Here is a 23890-nt window from a genome sequence, read left to right on the forward strand (position 1 = left end):
ATTCAAGACTGCGTGCGGGCACACCGAGCCACAGCGAGGTGCCGAGTGGTGGGGCAAGAGCCTTTTGGTTACTTTTGGGCTCCTTTCAAAAGTGACCCGCTGTAAGAGCGGAACCCTACGCGGCCGTCACCCCAAAAACGGATATGCACTCAATATAAAAACAAAACAGCAGCCCAAAAAAAGGGCGACCGAAGTCGCCCAAAATGCCTTGCGTGCTCATATAACCAAGAAAGACTTACGGTTCTTTACGCTTATTAGCGTCCTTCCAGATAAAAATCCCAAACCCTACAAAAAACAGCACCATGAGGCTGACAGTCAGCACTCCAGCAAACACCACATTATCGAAAAACATGACCGGCCTCCCGCTCGTGCCCTGTTGCGATAGGGCTAAGTTAATGGAGAAGACGGATTGGAAAATTGACGGGGATCAATGTCGCCCGCAACGGGGCGTAAAGAAGGGCAATAACTGACCTGCATCAACAGATGCAGGTTGTTTCAACGCTTTTTCGGTTTGCTCTTGGGCTTTTTCTTAACTTTGCCCAGCGGCATCGCTTGTTCAAACGCCTGGCGTACTTCATTCAGGCGTTTGTCGTTCAGGTCATGGACCCGTTTAGCACGCTCGGCATTCAGGTCGATCAGCTTGTCGTCATCACTCATGGCTTGGCTTACGTTGTGGCGGGAATGCCTCAATAATGCGGCCTCCCTCGCCCGACAGCAATTACCTGGGTGAAAATTCCAGGCCTGCATACCCACCCGGTTATTTATCACGCTCAAACGTAATGATGGAGCGTGTAGTACCCGGCCAATTCGGCATTTGCCGCCAAGGCGTCAGCACTTGCAAAGTGTCGCCATGGACGCGAAAGTCGCGGCATTGCTCTGTGCCGACCCACGCCGGGTTCCAGGCACTGTCGACTTGCGTACACCACTGGTTGCCCTCGACCCGCTCGATGCCGGTATAGGCGACCAGCGTGCTCAACAGTGCTGATTTCTCAGCATCCGATGTACCCACCTGCCGACCCTCGCCGGTCAACACGAAAGCCACGCGGTGATCGGCAGTGAATATGACGCGCCCGGTGGGCCGATCGCCCATGGCCGGAATCTTCTGATGAGTGTCCTGAGATTCAACCTGGTAGCCAACCAGCCGCCAGGCGCCCACCAACGGTGACTCGCTCGCCTGCACGCCCCCGTAAAACACCGCGGCAAAGCACAACCCGAGCACACCCGCCGTCACATATTGTTTCATGGTTTTACCGCTCTCAGAAAAACCGGAAGCTTTCCTCAAACGGACGAAGGCGTATGTAAGACATGTCCTTAAACAAAGCTTAAACACCATAGGTAAATCACTGGGCGACAAAATCCAGGTCATCGCCCAAAATCGTGATGTCCTCCACTCGCAAAAAGGCGCCCCTTTGGCACTGCACAACGACCTTCCCCCGCTGCTGGCCCTGCGCGCCTTTGAAGCCGTGGCGCGGCACTTGAGCTTTATCAAGGCGGCGAATGAGTTGTCGGTAACCCAGAGCGCCTTAAGCCACCAGGTGCACAAACTTGAACAACACCTGGGCAAGCCGCTGTTCATCCGACGCACCCGTGCGATTGATCTGACCGCCGACGGCCAACATTACTACGACGAAATCCGCCCCGCCCTCGACGTCATCGCTGCTGCCACACGCGCCCAAAAAGCGGAGCCCGGCACGATGGTGCTACGCGTCGGGCTGCTCGCCTCCTTCGCCACGTTATGGCTGGCCCCACGGCTGGCCGGGTTTCTCAACCGTTACCCGCATATCCAGGTGGAATTGCTGCCGGCCATCCAACTGGCCAACGTCGCCGCCGCCGAAGTTGACCTGGCAATTCGTTACGGCAAGGGCGACTGGCCCGACGTCCAAGCCACGCGCCTGATGGATGAAGCCATCTCCCCTGTGTGCAGTCCGGCCTTCAAGGCCAGCCAACTGCATAACGGCCCGCTGCTGATGGCCACCTCGCACCGGCCATTCGAATGGACGGACTGGTCTGCCCACTATCAGGTCGAACTCGCCAGCCACCCGCGCGTGATGCTGCACGACTACAACATCGTGGTCGAAGCTGCAGTCGCCGGGCAGGGTATCGCCATGGGTCGCCACCGTCTGATCCAGCGCAAGCTTCAAGACGGCAGCCTGGTGGAAGCCTTCGACTGGCCGCCCTACCGCAGCGACATCGGCTATTGGCTGATCGCCCCGCAAGGCCCCGCCAGCGAAGCCGCCACCTGTTTCAGCGAATGGCTGAAGGAAGCCTGTGCCGACGCGTGAGTTTTTTCGATACGTCCCGTGAGATCTATCCGTTTGTCGCCACACCCTCCTCGCCCACATGCTCAAACCTCTTACCCTAGGAGGATTGAACATGAGCGACTCCCTGCGCCAACGCGTACAAGCCCTCGGCCTGACCCTGCCGACGCCCAGCCAGCCAGCGGCCAACTACATCAACCATGTCATCAGCGGGAACCAGCTGTTTGTCTCCGGGCAAATTCCTTTGGTCGACGGCAAGCCCGCTTATGTAGGCCGACTGGGCGAATCCCTCAGCGATGAAGAAGGTGCACAGGCGGCGGAACTGGCGGCGCTGGGCCTGTTGGGGCAATTAAGCGATGCGTTGGGTGATGACCTGTCGCGTCTGGTGCGCATTGTGCGCCTGGGTGTATTCATCGCCAGTAGCGGCGACTTCCAGCGCCAGAGCGTGGTCGCCAACGGTGCGTCAAACCTGCTGGTCAACGTCCTCGGCGACAAGGGCCGACATGTGCGCACGGCCGTAGGGGTTTCCAGCCTGCCGGCCGGTGTGGCAGTGGAGGTTGATGCGATTTTCGAGCTGCGGCCATGAGCTCGCTCGACGTCCAACGCCTGCGTGACGTCACGCCCGGCTGCCAGTCGGGCATTGTGCACTTCAACCACGCCGGTGCCTCGCTGCCAAGCCAAGCAACCCTCGACGCGATCATCGACCAATTACAACGCGAAGCCCGCGACGGCCCCATGGAAGCAGGCGAGCACGGCGCCACCCTGGTGGAAAAAGCCCGGCGTGTGGCAGGGCAATTGCTCAACGCCCCCGCCTCGTCGATTGCCTTTACCAGCAGCGGCTCGAGCGCCTGGAGCATGGCGTTTCAAGCCTTGGGCCCGTGGCAGCCGGGTGACCGGATTCTGGTGGGCCGCCATGAATGGGGCGGCAACCTGGCGAGCATGGAATTGGCAGTGCAAGCGGGTGCTCGGATAGAAGTGATCCCCTGCGATGAAACCGGCGCGGTCTGCCCGGCAGCATTGGAATCGATGATTGATGCAAACGTGAAGCTGATCGACCTGACTTGGCTCCCGGCCAATGGCGGCCTGATCAACCCCGCCCAAGCCATCGGCGAAGTCGCCAAGCGTCACGGCATCGCTTACTTCATCGATGCGGGTCAAGCGGTCGGGCAAGTGCCGGTGGATGTTCAGGCGTTGCACTGCGACGTACTCAAATCAGCCGGTCGCAAACACCTGCGCGGGCCGCGCGGCACGGCGCTGTTATATGTGCGGCCGGACTTTCTCCAGCACCTGAACCCTGGCCAGCGCGATGTGCTTTCAGCGCCCTGGAACGCTGATGGTTTTGATCTGCGTAACGATGCCCGCCGCTTTGAGACCAGCGAAGTGTCTTTCGCGTTGCTGGCAGGGTTGGGCAATGCATTGCAGGAGGTGAATCAACTGGGGGTCGAACGAACCTGGGAAAGGGTCTTGCAGATCAGCGAGCACATCCGCGAAGCGTTGCGGCAGATTCCAGGTATTTCCCTGCACGACTTGGGCGCTACTCACTCAGGGCTGATCGCCTTCAACCTTAAAGGCTGGGACGCTTTCGAACTCAAGCGGCGCTTGGGATTGAAGCGAATCAATATCGGCGCCAATGGCGTGGCCTACACACCGCTGGATATGCAGGCACGCGGCCTGACCAGCATTGCGCGGATTTCCGTCAGCCCTCTCAATACCGAGCACGACATCGAGTTGCTGATCGCGGCGCTACGCGAATTACGCGATTAAACCTCGACGTCCACCCACAGGCCCTGGCGCGGCGCATCTTCAATCAGCGGCACCACCGGCACGGTGTTATCGGCGTTAAGCTCATCGCCGGGGATCGCCAGGTGCTGCTCTGGATCTTCATCAGCTTCGCGCCGGCGTTTCTGCTGCTCTTGCTGGCGGCGCTGTTCTTCGCGCAATAAAAAAGTCGACTGCTCGGCATCACCCTTTTTCAGGTCGATGGTGCTTTCGTTGGAGCCAGGTTGTACTGGCACCACGGGCGGGATATCCGGCTTCTGGCGTACCGGATCGAGTTGCGAGGTGACCGGCACAACACTGACGGGCAGCATGGGTGGCAGCATAATGAATACTCTCCTGATCAATAAGCTGTCGGCCGGTTGCAGGGCGACTTGAGCCCGGCCTCACCAAGCTGTGACCCAATCGACACTCGCAAGCGCCCGCCACCCGTCGACTCAGCTTCCGACCCTCCACTCAAACGGAGTAGTTTTTGTCAGAGTCCTTTGGCTGAGGGCCTTGTTCCGTTAAGATAGTCGGCTTTTTCACGGCGGGAGTCAGGCAGCATGGCGCAGCAGTATCAACCGGGGCAACGCTGGATTAGTGACAGCGAAGCAGAGTTGGGGTTAGGCACCGTTCTGGCACAGGACGGCCGCTTGTTGACCGTGCTCTATCCGGCCACTGGCGACACTCGCCAGTATGCGCTACGGAATGCGCCCCTCACTCGCGTGAGGTTTTCGCCGGGTGACACCATCACCCATTTCGAAGGCTGGAAAATGACCGTGCAAGAAGTCGACGACGTCGACGGTCTGCTGGTCTACCACGGCCTCAATGGGCAGAACGAGCAGGTCACCCTGCCGGAAACCCAACTGTCCAACTTCATCCAGTTCCGTCTGTCCAGCGACCGTCTGTTCGCCGGGCAAATCGACCCGCTGGCCTGGTTCTCGTTGCGCTACCACACCCTGGAACACACCAGCCGCCAGTTGCAGTCCTCGCTGTGGGGCTTGGGTGGCGTGCGTGCGCAACCCATTGCTCACCAATTGCACATCGCTCGTGAAGTCGCTGACCGCATCGCGCCACGGGTTCTGCTGGCCGACGAAGTGGGCCTGGGCAAAACCATCGAAGCGGGCCTGGTGATTCATCGCCAACTGCTGTCGGGTCGCGCCAACCGCGTGTTGATCCTGGTGCCGGAAAACCTGCAACACCAGTGGCTGGTGGAAATGCGTCGCCGCTTCAACCTGCAAGTGGCGCTGTTCGACGAAGAACGCTTTATCGAGAGCGATGCCGCCAACCCGTTCGAAGACACCCAGCTTGCGCTGGTGGCACTGGAATGGCTGGTGGACGACGAGAAAGCCCAGGATGCGCTGTTCGCAGCCGGCTGGGACTTGCTCGTCGTCGACGAAGCCCACCACTTGGTGTGGCACGAAGAGAAAGCCAGCCCTGAGTATTCGCTGGTCGAGCAACTCGCCGAAGTAATCCCCGGCGTGCTGCTGCTCACCGCGACCCCGGAACAACTGGGCCAGGACAGCCACTTCGCGCGCCTGCGCTTGCTGGACCCGAACCGCTTCCACGACCTACAAGCCTTCCGCGCCGAGAGCGAGAACTATCGCCCAGTGGCCGAAGCCGTGCAGGAGCTGCTGGACAAGGGCCGCCTGTCGCCAAAAGCGCACAAAACCATCCAGGGTTTCCTGGGCGACGAAGGCGAAGCCTTGCTCACCGCCGTCAACGATGGCGACACCGAAGCCAGCGCGCGCCTGGTGCGTGAGCTGCTCGACCGCCACGGCACCGGCCGCGTGCTGTTCCGTAACACCCGCGCCGCGGTGCAAGGCTTCCCGGAGCGCAAGCTGCATGCCTACCCGCTGCCGAACCCGGACGAATACCTCGAGTTGCCGCTGGGCGAGCACGCCGAGCTGTACCCGGAAGTCAGTTTCCAATCGCAGCCGGACGTAGAAGAAGAAAACCGCTGGTGGCGCTTCGACCCACGGGTCGAGTGGCTGATCGACCAACTGAAAATGCTCAAGCGCACCAAGGTGCTGGTGATCTGCGCCCACGCCGAAACCGCCATGGACCTGGAAGATGCCTTGCGCGTGCGCTCCGGTATCCCGGCCACGGTGTTCCACGAGGGCATGAACATCCTCGAGCGTGACCGCGCCGCCGCCTACTTTGCCGATGAAGAGTTCGGCGCCCAAGTGCTGATCTGCTCCGAAATCGGCAGTGAAGGCCGCAACTTCCAGTTCTCCCACCACCTGGTGCTGTTCGACCTGCCGTCACACCCCGACCTGCTGGAACAGCGGATCGGCCGTCTGGACCGGATCGGCCAGAAGCATGTGATCGAACTGCACGTGCCGTACCTGGAAACCAGCCCGCAAGAGCGCCTGTTCCAGTGGTACCACGAAGCGCTGAACGCTTTCCTTAATACCTGCCCGACCGGCAATGCCTTGCAGCATCAGTTCGGCCCGCGCCTGCTGCCGCTGCTGGAAAATGCCGATGACGGCGAGTGGCAAGCCCTGATCGACGAAGCCCGTGCCGAGCGCGAGCGCCTGGAACAAGAGCTGCACACCGGTCGTGACCGCCTGCTGGAGCTTAACTCCGGCGGCGCGGGTGAAGGCGATGCGCTGGTCGAAGACATCCTTGAACAAGACGATCAGTTCGCCCTGCCGATCTACATGGAAACCCTGTTCGACGCGTTCGGCATCGACAGCGAAGACCATTCGGAAAACGCACTGATCCTCAAACCGAGCGAAAAAATGCTCGATGCCAGCTTCCCCCTGGGTGACGACGAAGGTGTGACCATCACCTACGACCGTAACCAGGCGCTGTCGCGCGAAGACATGCAGTTCATCACCTGGGAACACCCGATGGTGCAGGGCGGCATGGATTTGGTGTTGTCCGGCTCCATGGGTAACACCGCCGTGGCGCTGATCAAGAACAAGGCGCTCAAGCCGGGCACCGTGTTGCTGGAACTGCTCTACGTCAGCGAAGTGGTTGCCCCACGCTCGCTGCAATTGGGCCGCTACCTGCCGCCGGCCGCACTGCGCTGCCTGTTGGACGCCAATGGCAATGACCTGTCGGGCCGCGTGTCGTTTGAAACCTTGAACGACCAGTTGGAAAGCGTGCCACGGGCCAGCGCCAACAAGTTTATCCAGGCCCAGCGCGACCAACTGACACCACGGATCAACGCGGGTGAAGAGAAAATCACCCCGCGCCACGCCGAGCGTGTGGCCGAGGCGAAGCGTCGCCTGGCAGCGGACACCGACGAAGAACTGGCACGCCTGACCGCGTTGCAAGCGGTCAACCCGACCGTGCGCGACAGCGAACTGGTAGCCCTGCGTAACCAACGCGAGCAAGGCCTGGCGATGCTCGACAAGGCGGCGTTGAGACTGGAAGCGATTCGGGTGCTGGTGGCGGGTTGATTACCGCCCTGCCCTGCTAAAAAGAAGGCCCGCTCAATGCGGGCCTTTTTTATTCATTTGAGAATGGCTTTAGCCTTGCTCCCGATAGCCTCACCTCGGCTTCAAGCTGTGGCTGCCCCAGCCGGAACCTCCACCGCCCCCAACCCATCCTTCATCTTCTTGGCATCCCTCACAAAACACCGCGACGCCTGGAATAGAAACAACATGGTCAGGAACAGCGCCACCGGAATCAGGTACATGGCGTCGTGCAGCCCCACCGCCTTATACGCTTCAGTCATCTGCTGCGCCCCAGCGGCATACATCGCCGAATGGGCAAAATGGTCGGACAAGCCTCCCACCACCACTGGGCCCATGCCACCGCCCAACAAATACAACCCAGCAAAAAACAGCGCCATCGCCGTAGCCCGCAGACGCGGCTCCACCACGTCCTGGATCGCCGTGTACACACAGGTGTAGAAGTTATAAGCGAACAACCAGCCCACACTGAACAACGCCACAAACACACCAATCTCAATACGCCCGGCATGCAACGCCCAGGCGGTGGTAACGGTGGAGATGATCAAGCTGAATGCCGCAAACAGCAGCCGACCATTGGCGACCCGCTGGTGAATCTTGTCGGCAATCCAGCCACCCAGTGTCAAACCCACCAAGCCAGTCAGGCCGACAATCACCCCGGTGGCAACCGCCGCGTCCTGCAAGGGCATCAGGAAGTAGCGCTGCAGCATCGGCACCAGGAACGAGTTGCACGCATAGGTGGCGAAGTTGAAGCACAGCCCGGCCAGCACCAGCCAGAGGAAGGTCGGTACCGCCAGCACGCGCCGAATCGGACGGTCGACGCGTTCCTGGGAGACTTGCACCGTTTCCGCCGCGCCGCGCTTGGGTTCCTTGATATAGAACATGAACACCGCAAGGATCAGCCCTGGCACCGCGGCGATAAAGAACGGCGCGCGCCAGCTGTCGAACGCCTTGACCATCGCGCCAATGGTGAAGAACGCCAGCAACAGGCCCAACGGCAGGCCCAGCATGAAAATCCCCATCGCCCGCGCGCGGCGGTGTGCGGGAAACAGGTCGCCAATCAGCGAGTTGGCCGCCGGTGCATAGCTGGCCTCGCCAATGCCAATACCCATGCGTACCAGCAGGAAGGTCCAGAAACTGCCGACCATACCGTTGAGCGCCGTCAGCCCACTCCAGGCGAACAGGCCCCAGCCCATCAGTTTGCTGCGCGAACCGGTATCGGCCATACGCCCGAGCGGCAGGCCGGCGATGGCGTAGACGATGGTGAAGGCGGTGCCGATGATACCGAGCTGGAAGTCACTCAAGTGCCATTCCATGCGGATTGGCTCGATGATGATCGCGGGAATGGTGCGATCGAAGAAATTGAACAGGTTGGCGAGGAACAGCAGGAACAGAATGCGCCAGGCATTCGCCGCTTGGGTCGAGTTCTGCATGGGTCCGTCTCTTTTATTGTTATGAGAGCTGCGATGCCCGATGCATCCTGCTCAGGTACCTGCAACATAGTCAGGCAGGCCCCGGTTGTCTGTAATGATTCGTAAAGCTGATAGGGCGTAATTTCACCCACAACTACGGGATTAGCCTTACAAAAATATAAGTACGTGCCCCCCTTCCCAATGGCTACGGCACGATTAGAATGGCGAGCCTTCCCGTAACACCCCCCTCTTACTTTTCTTATTGATGACGCCCATGTCCGAAGCCAGTCCGTGTCTGAATTGCGGTGCCTGCTGTTCATACTTTCGTGTGTCTTTCTTCTGGGGTGAGTGCGCCTCATCGGGGGGCACCGTGCCCGATGATTTGGTGGTGCAGATCAACCCCACACGCGTGGCGATGATCGGTACCGACCAGAAACCTGCGCGCTGCTGCAGCCTTGAGGGTGAAGTCGGCCAGGGCACCCGTTGCACCATCTATGAACAACGCTCCAGTGTTTGCCGCGAGTTCGACTCATCGTGGAGCCAAGGCGTGCAAAATGTCGATTGTGATGCCGCACGGGCGGCCTTCGGCCTGGCCCCACTGGAGGCTCCTTTCGAACTGGAACTACCCATCAGCGCTTAGCATCAAACGTTATGGCGGACATGCCAAAATATTTGAGAGCAAAGTGCCATTATTCATGACGTTTCCTGCGAGCCTTCTATACTCGTTGTCGTAGGTCATTGCGGTAGGCAATGGCGTCATGACTTTGACGGGACATGCTATGGAATGGCTTGGTTTGCATTTTTTTACCGACCTTCCAGAGAACGGGCATTTATTACTCAATTGCAGTCATAACCCCTTTCTGGTGCTGTTGGCCTACCTGGTCGCTTGCGCGGCAGGGTTCGGAACGTTGGACATGGCTGAGCGCGTCGGCCATGTAGAAGCCCCTACCGCCCGTCGCAACTGGCGCTGGGTTGGGGCCGGTTGCCTGGCCGGCGGGATCTGGTCTACCCACTTCATCAGCATGCTGGCCTTCCAGGCACCTATCGCCATTCATTACGAATTGTTCCTGACGTTCGCCTCGCTATTGATCGCTCTGATTGCCTCGTTGTTTGCCATGCAAACCCTTAGTCATACCCACCTTCGGTTCCATCAATACCTGCTGGCGTCACTGTGGATGGGGCTTGGTATCGCCTTGATGCACTATGTCGGCATGGCGGCCATGCGCTCCCAAGCCCAAGTTTACTTTGAGCCGTGGCTGTTCATCGCCTCAGTGGGCATTGCCATTGGCGCCAGCCTGGCTGCGTTATTACTGTCGAGCTACCTACGCAATGGCGCGGGCGTGTTCCATCAACTGCTCAAATACGCCGCCAGCCTGGTGCTGGGCGGCGGAATTCTGAGCATGCACTTCACCGGCATGGCCTCCATGCAAATGCTGGTACCCACCGGGGCTGACCTTTCGTTGCCTCTGGACAACAACCCCACTCAACTCGGCCTCTCCGTGGCGGTGATTACCTTGCTGGTGATCGGCAGCGCCGTCAGCGCGGCCCTGGCGGATAAAAAGCTGCAACACAAGGAGCGCGACCTGCGTAGGGTTAACGCCTTGCTCAGCGAGCTCGACCAAGCCCGCGCCTCACTGCAACAAGTGGCCCATTACGATGCACTCACCAGCCTGCTCAACCGCCGAGGCTTCAACCAGATTTTCGCGGAGAAAGTCGCAGAAAAAACCGCAAGTAATGGCATGATGGCGGTGATCTTCCTCGATATCGACCACTTCAAGCGCATCAATGACAGCCTTGGGCATGATTCCGGCGACCGGTTGCTCACGGTACTGGCCGGGCATATCAAGAGTTCGGTACGCAGCCACGAAGATGTGGTCGCACGCTTTGGCGGGGATGAATTCTGCATCCTGATCAACATCCATAATCGCGATGAAGCGCGGCACATGGCGCAGCGCATCATGCAGAAGATGAAAGAGCCGATCGAACTGGCTGGTCGGCGGATGGTGATGACCACCAGCATCGGCATCAGCCTGTTTCCCGAGGACGGCCTGACCTGCGAGGAGCTGCTGAAAACCGCCGACCTGGCCCTGTACCAGTCCAAGGATACAGGACGCAACAGCCTGAACTTCTTCAGCTCCAACCTGAAAACCCGCGCATTCCTCGAGTTGCAACTGGAAGAGGAACTGCGCGCGGCTCTGCGTGCACGTAACGAATTGGTGCTGTTCTACCAACCGATCTTTGATATGAAGCTCGGCAAGGTCACTCGGCTGGAAGCACTGGTACGCTGGCAGCACCCGCAACATGGACTACTGGCCCCGGACCGGTTTATCGGCATCGCCGAAAGTAACGGGCTGATTGCCGAACTGGACCACTGGGTGTTGCGCCAGGCCTGCCACGATTTGAGCCTACTGTCCGATCGGGGCTACACGGAACTGACCATGGCTGTGAACTGCTCGGCCTTGAACCTGGCCCGTAACGAGCTGGCGGATGAAATCGAAGACGCCCTGCGCTTTGCCGGAATTGCCGCCAACCGCCTGGAACTGGAAGTCACCGAAAATGCGTTGATGGGCAATATCAGCAGTACCATGGCGCTGCTGCGGCAAATTCGTGCGTTGGGCGTATCGCTGGCGATTGATGACTTCGGCACTGGCTATTCATCACTTGCCTACCTCAAGTGCCTGCCGCTCAACACGTTGAAAATCGACCGATCGTTTATCCAGGACATTCCCAAGTCCACCGCCGATGTCGAGATCGTTCAAGCGATCATCGGCATGGCCCACACCCTGCACCTGCAGGTGGTCACTGAAGGCGTGGAAACCCAGGCACAGTTCGAGCTGCTGCTCAAACATGGGTGTGATTTCATTCAAGGCTACCTGCTGAGCCCTGCGGTACCTGCCAGTGACATCATTGGCGTGATCCAGAGCATCCACATGCGCAACCCGCTCCCCTCCGTCAGCGTGGAGGGCAACAAAGACGCCCCATCGCCGAAAGACCCTGGTCCGGGCCGTATTGGCCCCACCTCTGTCGTCAGGCCAATTCGCTGACGCCGAATATTTGGCATTTCGCCATCATTTGGTTAAAGAACGCCGACGAACGGCCGATTCATCAGAGTCCGGCCGGTATTCCCCTTAAAAAACCAAGGTTAAACCCGACCGTCCCGGACTAAGACGCACTGTAAAGTCGCGAACTCTCATTCAGTGATGGCTCCTTGATATTTTCCAGCCATCCGTCCAGGTACATGGCGCACAATGACTTCCAAAAACAACTCTGCCACCGAGATCTGCGACGTGTTGCCGACAGTTCCTGCGGAAAAACCCTCAGGTTCAAGGTCATTGAGCAGCGCCCGCCCGCTGGCCACCCAGCAGTACCTGTACTTCACCGAAACCAATACCGACCGCATCCTCGACAACCTCGATGGCCTGCGCGATATGGTGTTCCCGCGTCTGCCACAACAGGAAGGCGACGGCGACCCACGCAACGAGCAGGAATTTCCCTCGGTGTGCCTGATCGGCCTGGGCCGCTGCGGCTCCAACATTGCGCTGGACGTGGCGGAGCTGGTGTACAACGCACGCAAGTTCTACCTGAACGAATTCAGCACCGAGGATAAAAACCAGGACAAGGGCTACAGCCCAGCCCAATGGATTCGCAACAACCTGCGCCTGGGCGGCGGCAAGGCCAGCAAGCCGGTGTTTCTGGTAGAGCCATTGGTGATGCTGGGCGATCTGGACAAAGACATCGCCGGGCGCATCCGCTTCTCGCGCAAAGGCGAAAAAAGCGGCTTCCTGCGCGACTACAGCAAAATGAAAATCATGGACTTGTCGGAAGTCCATGCCGGTGGCGCAGGTAACGCGCCGATCCTAGGCCAGTATTTGGCCAAGATCATCCTCAACAAAGACACCCAGCGTTTTTCCAGCCCCGACTGGAAGATGATCCACTCGTACCTGATCGACTCCTGCGGCATCAAGGCCAACCAGTCGCGTCTGTACTTCTCGATTTTCAGCGCCGGCGGCGGCACCGGCTCGGGCATGGCCTCGGAATTCGGCCTGGCCCAGCAGCACTCGTACATGAACAAGACGTTCGACACCAAGCCCGCCGACGAGCACGACAGCAAAAGCGGCCACGCCTTTGTGTTCGAGCCGATCTTCACCAGCGGCATCTGTGTGCTGCCGAATATTTCCGACCACCGCAGCGAAATGTCCGAGGCGTTGCATATCAACGCCGGGCGGCTGCTGTGCAAATACCTGTCGGAAGAATGGGATTTCTCATACAACTTCGACAATGAAGACAGCAGCGAAGCCAGCGTGAAGGGGCGCATCCGGCCATGGAACGCAATGATGCTGATCTCCAACGACATCATGCGTTACGCAGAAGAAAGTGATGACGGCAATATCCAGAACATTGATGTCAATGCCATGGAAAAACACGCCAACCAGTACATCTCCCAGCAAATCTTCAACATCCTCACCGCCCAGGCAGTGACCACCGATTACGACCAGAACTACTTCCGTCGCGCCGGTATCGACATCGGCGAGACCATCCGCCTGGATGCCAACGACCTGTTCATGAGTCTGGCCGGCCCGGTGGCGATTGCCTATGCCGAGTCAGTGGTACCGGAAACTCCGGCGCCGTCGAATGACAAGTTCAAGGTGTTCGATAAAGAGCCCCAGCGGTTGAATATTGATGACCTGTTCTTCCGATCCATAGATCTGCCGCACTTCAACAAAGTGACCCAGGCGATCGAAGGGATCAGCCTGTTGCCGATTGAGTCCAAGCGCTATAAGGCGTCCCTGGAACAGTACAAAAACTCCGGGTATGACGCGGCGGCGTTGCACGATCTGCACTTCTTCAAGAACTGCTCGTCGGTGGTGTCGATTGTTTCGTTACCCAAGGATTACAAGCTGTCCTACATGGACTTGAACCGACTCAAAACCCACCTGAATAGTCTGTTTCCCAACACAACGCTCAAGCGCTATGCGTTGGTGATTGGGGCGTCGGCCAACTTGTCGCTGACGACGTTGATCGCCAAGAGCCCGTGCTTGTCGGATGATTTCCTGACGTTGATCGTGGCGTTTATCAAGCGCTGCTTTGCGCGTAATCCGTATCGGTTTGATGACACGTTGGATAATTCGATTCTGGATTTCATCATCCATGAGGATTTTGATGAAGATCGGATTGATGAGCTGCTCAATGAGTTTGAGAACCCGGCGAAGATTCTGGATACCAATTGGTATGCGATCAAGCCGATGTATGAGAAGAAGTACCGTGAGTTGATCAATGACAAAGAGAAGTTTGTGTCGATCAACGATATTCGCTTGTCGCGGGATTGTGTGAAGAAGGCGATCAAGTATTTGCGGGAGATTTACCGTCACCGGATTGGCAAGACCAAGGTCATTTCGTTGAATAACCATACTGGCAAGACCGCCTAGACTGAGGCGCCCCCATCGCAGGCAAGCCAGCTCCCACACTTGGAATGCATTTCAAATGTGGGAGCTGGCTTGCCTGCGATGACGGTCTGCGTTGCAACAAAAATGTATAGCCTTGCCACACCACGAAACAATTCCACAGGCATTTTGCCGCCCGCCAAACTGTTCCCATGACGCGCACGTCACCCTCGGCTGTGACCTTTCTCTACGGCAAGATGCCATCACCGCCTCAGCGGTTACTCCACTACACACTTACAGTGGCAAAAAAGGCGCACCTTTTTCGTGCAGACTTTTCTTACGCCGCCCTTTCCTGGATCAAAATCCAAGGCGAAACCACCACCGCCCACAAACTCGGGTCGCGCTCCACCAAGTCCAATGCCCGCGTCGCAGACACCTCGCCAAGACTCCCCGCAGCCAGCCACGCAGCGACTTTCTCACGGTTATCCTCCGCCATCCCCTCGGCCGCTTCGATCAAATCCAAGCCGGCGTCGACCCACAATAGGGCACCCTTGGCAAAGAACGGCTCAAGCTCCTTCCAGGAAATTTCGGCGGTTTCACCAAGCAGCTTGGCATAGAGGGTGCTAGGTTCTTGCGTCATGGGAATTCACCTATGGAAAAAATCGGCGCCATCATACCGTCGAGCCCCAGGCAGAAAAACCCAGTTGCAAATGAGGCATCGATCGAAAATGTCAGGAAAGCCAAGGATTGCCCGAAACTCTGGCATTGCCCGCCGCAATTCTGTCTTTTTCTTTCATTTAAGCGACACGCCCGGGTTTTGCCCCCAGCAGCTAGCTTTTCAAGCGATCAACCGGCGCTCTACACTGTACCGGTACAGTTGCCAGGGCACTGCCGGGGGGATATCCGAGATATCTGATCCGGTTCTGCAGCTCACAAGGCCGCTAGAACTATAAAAAATACAACAGTAAGAGTGGAGCACTATGAATAAGGCTACTAAGCAGATTTCCAAACTGTTTGCCGCTATGGTCCTGGCTGGGGTTGCCGGCCATTCGTTCGCAGCTGACACCATAAAGATTGGTATTGCCGGCCCTAAAACCGGCCCTGTGACCCAGTACGGCGACATGCAATTCATGGGTGCCAAGCAGGCGATCGCCGACATCAACGCCAAGGGCGGCGTCGACGGTAAAATGCTTGAAGCGAAAGAATACGACGACGCTTGCGATCCGAAACAAGCCGTGGCCGTAGCCAACAAAGTGGTCAACGACGGCGTCAAGTTCGTAGTCGGTCACCTCTGCTCCAGCTCCACTCAGCCAGCGTCCGATATCTATGAAGACGAAGGCGTGATCATGATCACCCCGGCTGCCACCAGCCCGGAAATCACCGCCCGTGGCTACAAGCTGGTCTTCCGCACCATCGGTCTGGACAGCGCCCAAGGCCCAGCGGCCGGCAACTACATCGCTGACCACGTGAAGCCGAAAGTCGTGGCCGTTATTCACGACAAACAGCAGTACGGTGAAGGTATCGCCACCGCCGTTAAACAGACCCTCGAGAAGAAAGGCGTGAAAGTTGCCCTCTTCGAAGGCATCAACGCTGGCGACAAAGACTTCGGTTCGCTGATTCAGAAACTCAAGCAAGCCAACGTCGACTTCGTCTACTACGGCGGCTACCACCCTGAGCTGGGCCTGATCCTGCGCCAAGCCAAGGAAAAAGGCGTGAACGCCAAGTTCATGGGCCCAGAGGGTGTCGGCAACGATTCCATCTCGCAAATCGCCCAGGGCGCTTCCGAAGGCCTGCTGGTCACCCTGCCTAAGTCTTTCGACACCGACCCTGCCAACAAGGCAATCGTTGAAGAGTTCGCCAAGAACAAGCAGGACCCAACCGGTCCGTTCGTATTCCCGGCCTACTCGGCTGTTGAAGTCATCGCTGGCGGTATCGCTGCCGCGAAGTCTGAAGACACCGCCAAAGTGGCTGCTGCCATCCACGCAGGCACCTTCAAGACCCCAACCGGCGACCTGAGCTTCGACGCCAAGGGCGACCTGAAGGACTTCAAGTTCGTGGTCTACGAATGGCACTTCGGCAAACCAAAAACCGAAGTTTCCCCTCAGTAAGCCAGGCGTTACTGGTCCAACAAGCCCACTGTGAAAGCAGTGGGCTTTGTTTTACGAGGTTTATGGGCCTGTCACCCGCGATCCGGGCGCTGGCTCACCTGAAAATCTTAAAACCGTCACCAGCGGTTCGCTGGCAAACGCTTCGTGCAACCTGATCACAGAGCAGGGCACCGAGCCGGAAATGACTCCACCAGTGAAATGCGTATCGGGTTTTTAGGAGCGCTGTAATGCCTGAGATCTATCATTTTTTCCAAACGCTGGTTAACGGCATGACCGTTGGCAGCACCTATGCCTTGATAGCCATTGGCTACACAATGGTTTACGGCATCATTGGAATGATTAACTTCGCCCATGGCGAGGTGTACATGATTGGCTCCTATGTGGCCTTCATCGCCCTTGCCGGGCTGGCCATGCTGGGTATCCATTCCCTGCCGCTGTTGATGACCGCTGCGTTCCTTGCGTCGATCGTCGTAACCAGTGCCTACGGCTACAGTATCGAGCGGGTTGCCTACCGTCCCTTGCGTGGCAGCAACCGTTTGATCCCGCTGATTTCCGCTATCGGCATGTCGATTTTCCTGCAGAACACCGTTTTGCTGTCCCAGGACTCCAAGGATAAGTCCATTCCCAACCTGATCCCGGGGAGCATCTCCTTCGGCCCAGGTGGCGCACAAGAAGTGCTGATTTCGTACATGCAGATCCTGGTTTTCGTCGTCACCCTGGTGGCGATGCTCGGCTTGACTCTGTTCATCTCCCGCTCCCGTCTGGGGCGCGCCTGCCGGGCCTGCGCCGAAGACATCAAGATGGCCAACCTGCTGGGCATCAACACCAACAACATCATCGCCCTGACCTTCGTGATCGGTGCCGCACTGGCGGCCGTCGCGGCGGTGCTGCTGAGCATGCAGTATGGCGTGATCAACCCCAACGCTGGTTTCCTGGTAGGCCTCAAGGCCTTTACCGCGGCGGTATTGGGCGGCATCGGCAGTATTCCGGGCGCGATGCTCGGCGGCCTGGTGCTGGGTGTGGCTGAAGCCTTTGGTGCCGATATTTTCGGCGACCAATACAAGGACGTCGTGGCGTTCGGCCTGTTGGTTCTGGTGCTGTTATTCCGTCCGACCGGCATTCTGGGCCGTCCGGAGGTTGAGAAAGTATGAGCAGATATCTTAAATCGGCGTTTTTCAGCGCCCTGCTGGTTTGGGCCGTGGCCTTCCCGGTACTCGGCCTCAAGCTGAGCATTGTCGGCATCAACCTGGAAGTGCATGGCACCGGTCCCGTGACCCTGACCATCATCGCCCTGTGCTCGGTGCTGATGTTCCTGCGCGTGCTGTTCAGCGAGCAGTTCACTGCCTTGTTCAGGGGCAACCGTGGCCCGTTGGTGTCGCCCAAGGTCAGCCAATTCCTGACCCTGCCGCGCACCCAGCGCTACATCATCGTTGCCCTGATCATCGCCGCATTGATCTGGCCGTTCTTCGGCTCGCGCGGCGCAGTCGACATCGCCACCCTGATCCTGATCTACGTGTTGCTGGGCCTGGGCCTGAACATCGTGGTGGGCCTCGCCGGCCTGCTCGACCTCGGTTATGTGGGCTTCTACGCTGTGGGTGCCTACACCTACGCGCTGCTCTCGCACTACCTGGGCTGGAGCTTCTGGATCTGCCTGCCGCTGGCCGGCTTGATGTCTGCCACGTTCGGCTTCCTGCTGGGCTTCCCGGTACTGCGTTTGCGCGGTGACTATCTGGCAATCGTGACCCTGGGTTTCGGCGAAATCATCCGGCTGTTCCTGCGTAACCTTACCGACATTACCGGTGGCCCCAACGGCATCAGCAACATCCCCAAGCCAACCTTCTTCGGGCTGTCGTTCGACCGCACCGCTGCCGAAGGCATGCAGACTTTCCACGAGTACTTCGGGATCGATTACAACCCGGTGAGCAAAGTGGTGTTCCTGTACCTGGTGGCACTGTTGCTGGCACTCGCGGCATTGTTCGTGATCAACCGCCTGTTGCGCATGCCGATCGGCCGCGCATGGGAAGCGCTACGCGAAGATGAAATCGCCTGTCGGGCCCTGGGCCTGAACCCGACCATCATCAAGCTTTCCGCGTTCACCCTGGGCGCTGCGTTCGCCGGTTTTGCCGGCAGCTTCTTCGCGGCTCGCCAAGGCCTGGTGACCCCGGAGTCGTTCACCTTTATCGAGTCGGCAATCATCCTCGCCATCGTGGTACTGGGTGGCATGGGCTCGCAACTGGGTGTGATCCTGGCGGCGATCGTGATGATCCTGCTGCCGGAAATGATGCGCGAGTTCAGCGAATACCGCATGTTGATGTTCGGCGCCATGATGGTGCTGATGATGATCTGGCGTCCTCAAGGCTTGCTGCCCATGCAACGTCCACACATGGAGTTGCGCAAATGAGCCGCGAGATCCTGAAAGTCGAAAACTTGAGCATGCGCTTCGGCGGCTTGCTGGCGGTCAACGGCGTGGCCCTGACCGTGAAAGAGAAACAGGTGGTGGCATTGATCGGCCCGAACGGCGCCGGCAAGACCACGGTGTTCAACTGCCTCACCGGTTTCTACAAGCCGAGCGGTGGCAGCATCTTGCTGGACGGCCAGCCGATCCAGGGTTTGGCCGGTCACGAGATCGCCCGTAAGGGCGTGGTGCGGACCTTCCAGAACGTGCGGTTGTTCAAGGACATGACGGCGGTCGAGAACCTGCTGATTGCCCAGCACCGTCACCTGAACACCAACTTCCTGGCAGGCCTGTTCCAGACCCCGTCGTTTCGCAAGAGCGAGCGCGAGGCCATGGAATACGCGGCGTACTGGCTGGACAAGGTCAACTTGACCGAATTCGCCAACCGCCCTGCCGGCACCCTGGCCTATGGTCAGCAACGTCGCCTGGAAATCGCTCGCTGCATGATGACCCGCCCGCGGATCCTCATGCTCGACGAACCGGCCGCCGGTCTGAACCCCAAGGAAACCGAAGACCTCAAGGCGCTGATCAGCGTGTTGCGTGAGGAAAACAACGCCACGGTGCTGTTGATCGAACACGACATGAAGCTGGTCATGAGCATTTCCGACCACATCGTCGTGATCAACCAAGGCACACCGCTGGCCAACGGGACACCGGAACAGATCCGCGATAATCCTGAAGTGATCAAAGCCTATTTGGGGGAAGCGTAAAATGCTGCAATTCGAAAACGTTTCCACTTTTTACGGCAAGATCCAGGCCCTGCACAGCGTCAACGTGGAAGTGCGCCAAGGTGAAATCGTCACGCTGATCGGCGCCAACGGTGCCGGTAAATCGACCCTGCTGATGACCTTGTGCGGTTCGCCGCAGGCCCACAGCGGCAGCATCCGTTACATGGGTGAAGAGCTGGTGGGCCAGCAGTCGTCGCACATCATGCGCAAGAGCATTGCGGTGGTGCCGGAAGGCCGCCGCGTGTTCTCGCGCCTGACGGTGGAGGAGAACCTGGCCATGGGCGGGTTCTTCACCGACAAGGGCGACTACCAGGAGCAGATGGACAAGGTGCTGCACCTGTTCCCTCGCCTCAAGGAACGCTTCAGCCAGCGCGGCGGCACCATGTCCGGCGGCGAGCAGCAAATGCTCGCCATCGGCCGGGCATTGATGAGCAAACCCAAGCTGTTGCTGTTGGACGAACCGTCCCTGGGACTGGCGCCGATCATCATCCAGCAGATCTTCGACATCATCGAACAGCTGCGCAAGGACGGTGTGACGGTGTTCCTGGTGGAGCAGAACGCCAACCAGGCACTGAAAATCGCTGACCGTGCCTACGTGCTGGAAAACGGCCGGGTGGTAATGCAGGGTACTGGCGAGCAATTGCTGACTGACCCCAAGGTGCGTGAGGCTTACCTGGGCGGTTAAAAACGGTTGTTGTAGGAGCCGAACCTAAATGTGGGAGCGGGCTTGTGTGGGAGCTGGCTTGCCTGCGATAGCATCACCGCGGTGTGACTAACACACCAAGGTGCCTGCATCGCGGGCAAGCCCGGCTCCCACACAAGCCCGCTCCCACATTTGCTTTGTGTGACCCTTAAATTTTGCGTTGTTTGAAATTATTTTCGTCTGGTTTGTAACGAAATTCGCCCTGCTGCCTCTAGTGGAGTAAGCAGGCAAACACGCCTGATACCTCAACCTACTGCTGGAGTTACACCATGACTACTAAACTGTCCGCCGCTACCCTCGTCCTGGCCCTGGGTTCGGCCCTGAGCCTGTCCGCCCTGACCACCACCGCTCACGCCGCCGACGACATGCAGAAATGCTTCGGCGTCGCTGAAGCCGGCAAGAACGATTGCGCCGCAGGCGCCGGCACCTCCTGCGCCGGCACCTCGAAAATCAAAGACCAGGCCAACGCTTGGAAACTGGTCCCGGCCGGTACCTGCAAAACCACCCCAAGCGCCACCTCGCCGACCGGCTTCGGCCAGGAAGCTGCGTTCACCGCCAAGTCCTGAAACAGCCCGCAACCTGAGTACTGATGATGACGCTTTCACCCCTGCACACGGTCGCACCGGCTCAGGTGCCCGGCCTCCCCTACAGGGCCGGGCTGGGGCTGAAGAACGAGCATTTCATAGAAGTGCTCGAGACCTCGCCCGACATCGGTTTTTTTGAAGTACACGCCGAAAACTACATGGTGGCCGGCGGCCCGTTTCATCACTACCTGGGTTTGATACGCGAGCAGTACCCACTGTCGCTGCACGGCGTGGGCCTGTCCATTGGCGGCGAAGGCCCACTGAACCGTGAGCATCTGGCACGGTTGGCCACGCTGATCGAACGCTATCAACCCCACTCTTTTTCCGAACACCTGGCCTGGTCCAGCCACGGGCCGGTGTTTCTCAATGACTTGCTGCCCCTGGCCTACGATGCCGCCACCCTGAACCGGGTGTGCGACCACATCGACCAAGTGCAAAGCACCCTCAAGCGGCCAATGCTGCTGGAGACCCCGTCGACTTACCTGCAGTTCCAACGCTCCACCCTCGACGAGACGGACTTCATCAGCGAGATCATCCGCCGCACCGGTTGCGGCCTGCTGCTGGACGTCAACAATGTCTACGTGTCGTGCATCAATCACCAGCGCGATCCACTGTCCTACATCGATGCACTGCCGTTGCACGCCGTGGGTGAGATTCATCTGGCCGGTTTTGCCGAAGACACCGACAGCCTGGGCGATCGCCTGTTGATCGATGACCATGGCGCGCCTATCGATAACGCCGTGTGGCAGTTGTATGAACAGGCATTGGCGCGCACCGGCCCGGTGCCGACGTTGATCGAACGTGATAACCAGGTGCCCGCCTTCGGCGTGCTGCAAGCCGAAGCCCAACACGCCGAATGGCATCTGTCGCAGGTCACCCCATGAGCCATCAAGCGGCATTTACCAGTGCGTTGCTCGCACCCGATCAGGCCTGTCCCGATGGGCTGTTCAGCAGCAACGGCGCCGACCCGGCCAGCCGTTTTGCGGTGTATCGCAACAATGTCCACAGCTCATTGATCAACGCGCTGGTGACGGCTTACCCGGTCACGTTGCAATTGGTGGGGGAAGATTTTTTTCGCGCAATGGCCGGCCTCTATGTACAAGCATCCCCGCCCACCAGCCCAATGATCAGCGAATACGGCAGCACTTTTGCCGACTTCATCCAGTCTTTCGAACCGGCCGCCAGCGTGCCCTATCTGGCCGATGTCGCACGGCTTGAGCGCCTGCGGGTGCGCGCCTATCACGCGGCGGATACCCAACCGCTGGGCCAACAGGCCGTTCTTCAAGCCCTGCAAAGCCAAACGGACTTGGGGAAACTGCGCGTGCAACTGCATCCATCCCTCGCCACCTTGAATTCCGCCTTTGCGATGGTGGCTGTGTGGGCCGCGCACCAGACCGAGGGGGCCATGGCCACCTTGAATCCTTGGCATGCCCAAGGCGCGCTGGTAGTGCGCCAAGGCCTGGCGGTCAAGGTGTTCGCCATCGACAGTGGCTCGGTTGCATTTATCGACAGCCTGAACCACGGCACGGAGCTGGAGATGGCAGTCGCGCATGCCCTCGAAACGTCAGCCGAATTTGATCTGCACCAATGCCTGACACTGCTGGTCAATCACGACGCCATTACCCATCTGTACCTAGAACAAAAGGAATCGCCATGAACGCATCCCCTTCGTGCCTGGTTAAACGGACCATCGCACTCTTCGAGAAAATCCCCTACAGCCTGATCGCCTTTCTCGCACGCTTCTCGATTGCGGCGGTGTTCTGGAAGTCCGGGCAAACCAAGGTCGAAGGCTTTGCCATCGACCTGATCAGCGGCACCTTCCAATTGGGCGAACCACGCCTTGCCGCGTCGACATTGCCGCTGTTTCGCAGCGAATACCACGTGCCCTTGCTGTCGCCGGAAGTCGCCGCGCATATGGCGGCATTTGCCGAACACTTTTTCCCGATACTGATCCTCATGGGCTTTGCCACACGTTTCTCGGCGCTGGCCTTGATCGGCATGACCCTGACCATCCAATTATTCGTCTACCCGGACGCCTACCCGACCCACGGCACCTGGATCGCCTTGTTGCTACTGTTGGTCGCCAAGGGGCCAGGCGCCCTTTCCATCGATCACCTGATCGCGCGCCGCTACCGTTAAAGACGATCCAGGGCTTCGCCGCTGCGTTTGAACCAATCCACCAGGTAGTCGGCCAGCACCTGGGTACGTCGCGGCAAGCCGCCCTGATAGGGATGGACCAAGTACATCGGCATGCTCCGCGTCTGATAATCGCGCAGGAGCCAACGTAATCGGCCGTCAGCCAGTTCCGCTGGCAGTACGTAGGACGGCAGACGGGCGATACCGGCGCCCACCAGTGCGGCTTTTTTCAAAAGGTTGTAGTGGTTGGAGGCAAACGTGCCGCTGACCCGCACCCGCAACAGTTCGTGTTGCTGGTGGTACAGCCATTCTTCTCGCCCGCTGTAGTGGCTGTTGAGCAGGCAGATGTGGGATGCCAAGTCCGACGGGGTCAACGGTTCGCCGTGTTGCTCCAGATACGCCGGGCTGGCGCAGGTCATCTCGTGCCAGGCCAACAGCGGCTTGGCCACCAGCCGCTCATTTTCGATAGCTCCCGAACGTACCCCCAAGTCAAAGCCATCCCGCGCCAGGTCTCGGTAGCTGTTGTTCAACTCCAACTCGATCTGCACCTGCGGGTACTGCTTGGAAAATTCCAGCAGCAAGCCATCGAAGAAAGTTTCTCCCAACGAGACCGGGACCGTCATACGCACCGGCCCGGCCAAATCGTCCTTAAGCCGTGCCAATGCCTGACGAGCCCGGTCCACTTGTACTACGAGCGCCTGGGCCTGGGGCAACAACGCCGCACCGGCTGCGGTAAGGCTAAGCTTGCGGGTGGTGCGGTGCAGTAACACCACTGAAAACTGTGCCTCCAACTGACTGATGCGCTTGGACAACTGGCCTTTGCTGCACCCCAGTTGCTCGGCCGCCACCGTGAAGCTGCCGGCTTCGATCAGCACGGCAAAGGCCGCCAGGTCATCCATCTCGCTCATGGATTGTTTCCATTTGAAAACCAAAGGTTGCCTA

The 23890-nt window shown here is 58.8% G+C and carries 23 protein-coding genes; 16 read left to right on the plus strand and 7 right to left on the minus strand.

What is annotated here, in order from left to right; genetic code table 11:
* Positions 1-235: 235 nt before the first annotated feature.
* From ccoM to BFL40_RS30210, 3 genes are all read right to left on the minus strand, one after another.
* Positions 236-352 carry a cytochrome c oxidase subunit CcoM gene (gene ccoM / locus BFL40_RS34440; protein ID WP_017137226.1) on the minus strand — a complete coding sequence of 39 codons (117 nt, stop codon included), beginning with the start codon at positions 350-352 and terminating at the stop codon, positions 236-238.
* A gap of 143 nt (positions 353-495) precedes the next feature.
* Positions 496-657, minus strand: coding sequence for a hypothetical protein (locus BFL40_RS34170; protein ID WP_162843038.1), 162 nt, complete (start codon positions 655-657; stop codon positions 496-498).
* 100 nt (positions 658-757) lie between these two features.
* The gene (locus BFL40_RS30210; protein ID WP_083374590.1) at positions 758-1243 is read right to left on the minus strand and encodes a lipocalin-like domain-containing protein; all 486 of its coding nucleotides are present in this window, start codon (positions 1241-1243) and stop codon (positions 758-760) included.
* Positions 1244-1409: 166 nt separating this feature from the next.
* Between BFL40_RS30210 and BFL40_RS30215 the strand changes: the two genes are divergently transcribed.
* From BFL40_RS30215 to BFL40_RS30225, 3 genes are all read left to right on the plus strand, one after another.
* The gene (locus BFL40_RS30215) at positions 1410-2282 is read left to right on the plus strand and encodes a LysR substrate-binding domain-containing protein (RefSeq protein ID WP_071487381.1); all 873 of its coding nucleotides are present in this window, start codon (positions 1410-1412) and stop codon (positions 2280-2282) included.
* 91 nt (positions 2283-2373) lie between these two features.
* Entirely contained in the window at positions 2374-2844 is a 471-nt protein-coding gene (locus BFL40_RS30220; RefSeq protein ID WP_071487382.1) for a RidA family protein, read from the plus strand.
* Positions 2841-4022, plus strand: a complete 1182-nt coding sequence (locus tag BFL40_RS30225; protein WP_071487383.1) for an aminotransferase class V-fold PLP-dependent enzyme — start codon at positions 2841-2843, stop codon at positions 4020-4022. The genes BFL40_RS30220 and BFL40_RS30225 overlap by 4 nt, the downstream gene beginning before the upstream one ends.
* Here BFL40_RS30225 and BFL40_RS30230 read toward each other — a convergent pair.
* Positions 4019-4360, minus strand: coding sequence for an aspartate-semialdehyde dehydrogenase (locus BFL40_RS30230; protein ID WP_071487384.1), 342 nt, complete (start codon positions 4358-4360; stop codon positions 4019-4021). The two genes, BFL40_RS30225 and BFL40_RS30230, sit on opposite strands and share 4 nt — an antisense overlap.
* A 219-nt stretch (positions 4361-4579) precedes the next feature.
* Between BFL40_RS30230 and rapA the strand changes: the two genes are divergently transcribed.
* Entirely contained in the window at positions 4580-7426 is a 2847-nt protein-coding gene (gene rapA, locus BFL40_RS30235; RefSeq protein WP_071487385.1) for an RNA polymerase-associated protein RapA, read from the plus strand.
* Positions 7427-7527: 101 nt separating this feature from the next.
* Here rapA and BFL40_RS30240 read toward each other — a convergent pair whose 3' ends face one another.
* Positions 7528-8874, minus strand: coding sequence for a spinster family MFS transporter (locus BFL40_RS30240; RefSeq protein WP_071487386.1), 1347 nt, complete (start codon positions 8872-8874; stop codon positions 7528-7530).
* Positions 8875-9127: 253 nt separating this feature from the next.
* On the opposite strand from BFL40_RS30240, the gene BFL40_RS30245 reads away from it, so the two are divergent.
* From BFL40_RS30245 to BFL40_RS30255, 3 genes are all read left to right on the plus strand, one after another.
* Entirely contained in the window at positions 9128-9493 is a 366-nt protein-coding gene (locus BFL40_RS30245; protein WP_071487387.1) for a YkgJ family cysteine cluster protein, read from the plus strand.
* Between the two features lie 139 nt (positions 9494-9632).
* The gene (locus BFL40_RS30250) at positions 9633-11897 is read left to right on the plus strand and encodes a putative bifunctional diguanylate cyclase/phosphodiesterase (RefSeq protein WP_071487388.1); all 2265 of its coding nucleotides are present in this window, start codon (positions 9633-9635) and stop codon (positions 11895-11897) included.
* A gap of 204 nt (positions 11898-12101) precedes the next feature.
* The gene (locus BFL40_RS30255; protein ID WP_071487389.1) at positions 12102-14279 is read left to right on the plus strand and encodes a hypothetical protein; all 2178 of its coding nucleotides are present in this window, start codon (positions 12102-12104) and stop codon (positions 14277-14279) included.
* Between the two features lie 292 nt (positions 14280-14571).
* Here the strand turns inward: BFL40_RS30255 and BFL40_RS30260 are convergent, their stop codons facing one another.
* Complete coding sequence (locus BFL40_RS30260; RefSeq protein ID WP_017479356.1) at positions 14572-14874, minus strand: DUF2288 domain-containing protein; 303 nt, start codon at positions 14872-14874, stop codon at positions 14572-14574.
* A 340-nt stretch (positions 14875-15214) separates the two neighbouring features.
* Here BFL40_RS30260 and BFL40_RS30265 point away from each other — a divergent pair, with 340 nt between their 5' ends.
* From BFL40_RS30265 to BFL40_RS30305, 9 genes are all read left to right on the plus strand, one after another.
* A complete protein-coding gene (locus BFL40_RS30265; protein ID WP_071487390.1) occupies positions 15215-16342 on the plus strand; it encodes a branched-chain amino acid ABC transporter substrate-binding protein in 1128 nt (375 codons plus the stop codon).
* 227 nt (positions 16343-16569) lie between these two features.
* On the plus strand, positions 16570-17493 hold the full coding sequence (gene livH, locus BFL40_RS30270; protein ID WP_071487391.1) for a high-affinity branched-chain amino acid ABC transporter permease LivH: 924 nt from the start codon (positions 16570-16572) through the stop codon (positions 17491-17493).
* Positions 17490-18743, plus strand: a complete 1254-nt coding sequence (locus tag BFL40_RS30275) for a high-affinity branched-chain amino acid ABC transporter permease LivM (protein WP_071487392.1) — start codon at positions 17490-17492, stop codon at positions 18741-18743. The genes livH and BFL40_RS30275 overlap by 4 nt, the downstream gene beginning before the upstream one ends.
* Complete coding sequence (gene livG / locus BFL40_RS30280) at positions 18740-19507, plus strand: high-affinity branched-chain amino acid ABC transporter ATP-binding protein LivG (protein ID WP_071487393.1); 768 nt, start codon at positions 18740-18742, stop codon at positions 19505-19507. Before BFL40_RS30275 ends, livG begins: the two co-directional genes overlap by 4 nt.
* 1 nt (position 19508) lies before the next feature.
* Positions 19509-20210 (plus strand): ABC transporter ATP-binding protein, encoded by a 702-nt coding sequence (locus tag BFL40_RS30285; RefSeq protein WP_017844798.1) that lies wholly within the window; start codon positions 19509-19511, stop codon positions 20208-20210.
* 287 nt (positions 20211-20497) lie between these two features.
* Positions 20498-20794, plus strand: a complete 297-nt coding sequence (locus BFL40_RS30290; RefSeq protein WP_071487394.1) for a BufA1 family periplasmic bufferin-type metallophore — start codon at positions 20498-20500, stop codon at positions 20792-20794.
* 23 nt (positions 20795-20817) lie between these two features.
* Positions 20818-21696 carry an MNIO family bufferin maturase gene (gene bufB / locus BFL40_RS30295; RefSeq protein WP_071487395.1) on the plus strand — a complete coding sequence of 293 codons (879 nt, stop codon included), beginning with the start codon at positions 20818-20820 and terminating at the stop codon, positions 21694-21696.
* Positions 21693-22469, plus strand: a complete 777-nt coding sequence (locus BFL40_RS30300; RefSeq protein ID WP_071487396.1) for an HvfC/BufC N-terminal domain-containing protein — start codon at positions 21693-21695, stop codon at positions 22467-22469. Before bufB ends, BFL40_RS30300 begins: the two co-directional genes overlap by 4 nt.
* A complete protein-coding gene (locus tag BFL40_RS30305) occupies positions 22466-22951 on the plus strand; it encodes a DoxX family protein (RefSeq protein ID WP_071487397.1) in 486 nt (161 codons plus the stop codon). Before BFL40_RS30300 ends, BFL40_RS30305 begins: the two co-directional genes overlap by 4 nt.
* Here the strand turns inward: BFL40_RS30305 and BFL40_RS30310 are convergent.
* Positions 22948-23856 carry a LysR family transcriptional regulator gene (locus BFL40_RS30310; protein WP_071487398.1) on the minus strand — a complete coding sequence of 303 codons (909 nt, stop codon included), beginning with the start codon at positions 23854-23856 and terminating at the stop codon, positions 22948-22950. The genes BFL40_RS30305 and BFL40_RS30310 overlap by 4 nt on opposite strands.
* Between the last annotated feature and the right edge of the window lie 34 nt (positions 23857-23890).

The organism is Pseudomonas costantinii (assembly GCF_001870435.1).
Lineage (GTDB): Bacteria > Pseudomonadota > Gammaproteobacteria > Pseudomonadales > Pseudomonadaceae > Aquipseudomonas > Aquipseudomonas costantinii.

Excerpts from the sequence above, each read along its gene's own strand:
- BFL40_RS30305 (WP_071487397.1), top strand. The coding sequence starts at position 22,466 with ATGAACGCATCCCCTTCGTGCCTGGTTAAACGGACCATCGCACTCTTC.
- BFL40_RS30240 (WP_071487386.1), bottom strand. The coding sequence starts at position 8,874 with ATGCAGAACTCGACCCAAGCGGCGAATGCCTGGCGCATTCTGTTCCTG.
- BFL40_RS30310 (WP_071487398.1), bottom strand. The coding sequence starts at position 23,856 with ATGAGCGAGATGGATGACCTGGCGGCCTTTGCCGTGCTGATCGAAGCC.
- BFL40_RS34170 (WP_162843038.1), bottom strand. The coding sequence starts at position 657 with ATGAGTGATGACGACAAGCTGATCGACCTGAATGCCGAGCGTGCTAAA.
- livH (WP_071487391.1), top strand. The coding sequence starts at position 16,570 with ATGCCTGAGATCTATCATTTTTTCCAAACGCTGGTTAACGGCATGACC.
- BFL40_RS30250 (WP_071487388.1), top strand. The coding sequence starts at position 9,633 with ATGGAATGGCTTGGTTTGCATTTTTTTACCGACCTTCCAGAGAACGGG.
- BFL40_RS30260 (WP_017479356.1), bottom strand. The coding sequence starts at position 14,874 with ATGACGCAAGAACCTAGCACCCTCTATGCCAAGCTGCTTGGTGAAACC.
- BFL40_RS30300 (WP_071487396.1), top strand. The coding sequence starts at position 21,693 with ATGAGCCATCAAGCGGCATTTACCAGTGCGTTGCTCGCACCCGATCAG.
- BFL40_RS30225 (WP_071487383.1), top strand. The coding sequence starts at position 2,841 with ATGAGCTCGCTCGACGTCCAACGCCTGCGTGACGTCACGCCCGGCTGC.
- BFL40_RS30245 (WP_071487387.1), top strand. The coding sequence starts at position 9,128 with ATGTCCGAAGCCAGTCCGTGTCTGAATTGCGGTGCCTGCTGTTCATAC.
- bufB (WP_071487395.1), top strand. The coding sequence starts at position 20,818 with ATGATGACGCTTTCACCCCTGCACACGGTCGCACCGGCTCAGGTGCCC.
- BFL40_RS30230 (WP_071487384.1), bottom strand. The coding sequence starts at position 4,360 with ATGCTGCCACCCATGCTGCCCGTCAGTGTTGTGCCGGTCACCTCGCAA.
- rapA (WP_071487385.1), top strand. The coding sequence starts at position 4,580 with ATGGCGCAGCAGTATCAACCGGGGCAACGCTGGATTAGTGACAGCGAA.
- BFL40_RS30210 (WP_083374590.1), bottom strand. The coding sequence starts at position 1,243 with ATGAAACAATATGTGACGGCGGGTGTGCTCGGGTTGTGCTTTGCCGCG.
- BFL40_RS30275 (WP_071487392.1), top strand. The coding sequence starts at position 17,490 with ATGAGCAGATATCTTAAATCGGCGTTTTTCAGCGCCCTGCTGGTTTGG.
- BFL40_RS30265 (WP_071487390.1), top strand. The coding sequence starts at position 15,215 with ATGAATAAGGCTACTAAGCAGATTTCCAAACTGTTTGCCGCTATGGTC.
- ccoM (WP_017137226.1), bottom strand. The coding sequence starts at position 352 with ATGTTTTTCGATAATGTGGTGTTTGCTGGAGTGCTGACTGTCAGCCTC.
- BFL40_RS30285 (WP_017844798.1), top strand. The coding sequence starts at position 19,509 with ATGCTGCAATTCGAAAACGTTTCCACTTTTTACGGCAAGATCCAGGCC.
- BFL40_RS30255 (WP_071487389.1), top strand. The coding sequence starts at position 12,102 with ATGACTTCCAAAAACAACTCTGCCACCGAGATCTGCGACGTGTTGCCG.
- livG (WP_071487393.1), top strand. The coding sequence starts at position 18,740 with ATGAGCCGCGAGATCCTGAAAGTCGAAAACTTGAGCATGCGCTTCGGC.
- BFL40_RS30220 (WP_071487382.1), top strand. The coding sequence starts at position 2,374 with ATGAGCGACTCCCTGCGCCAACGCGTACAAGCCCTCGGCCTGACCCTG.
- BFL40_RS30290 (WP_071487394.1), top strand. The coding sequence starts at position 20,498 with ATGACTACTAAACTGTCCGCCGCTACCCTCGTCCTGGCCCTGGGTTCG.